Origin of the sequence: Curtobacterium sp. MMLR14_002 (assembly GCF_001864975.1) — a bacterium.
Classification (GTDB): domain Bacteria; phylum Actinomycetota; class Actinomycetes; order Actinomycetales; family Microbacteriaceae; genus Curtobacterium; species Curtobacterium flaccumfaciens.
Window position 1 is genome coordinate 1 of sequence record NZ_MJGT01000129.1, and the last position, 452, is coordinate 452.

A 452-nucleotide genomic window follows, 5' to 3' on the forward strand; every position below is an offset into this window, starting at 1 on the left:
CTCAAGAGCGGGCTCCGCGACAACAGCCGAAGAATCTCGAGAGCTGGCGAGATCGTTCTGACCCTGGCAACCTGATCGGTCCCCCGCGTGAGTCTCGACCTGATCGACGCCCCTCTGGCTCCGGGCACGATCTTTGCCAGTCCGCTGGTCAACCCGCGTGACGGAAGCCAGAAGGACACAAGGTTCCCGCAACGCTCTGCCCATCGGGCGTATTCGACGATGGCGCCTTCCGCGTAGGGAGCCACGACGGACACGCGGAAGCCGCTCTCCTGCTCGCTCAATACGCTCCGTTCTTCCGGACGACAGCTTTAGCGGTGCGCCACAGGATCACCAAGTCACCGACGAGGGACCAGTTCTCCACGTAGTACAGATCGAGCCGCACCGAATCCTCCCACGACAGGTCGGACCGACCGCTCACCTGCCACAGGCCGGTCATGCCGGGCTTGACGAGG

Annotated in this window: 1 protein-coding gene; it reads right to left on the bottom strand. The window is 63.9% G+C overall.

What is annotated here, in order from left to right:
* Positions 1 to 277 precede the first annotated feature (277 nt).
* Positions 278 to 452 (bottom strand): sugar transferase (locus BIU91_RS18340; RefSeq protein ID WP_139196883.1); only part of this gene is annotated, 175 nt, incomplete at its 5' end.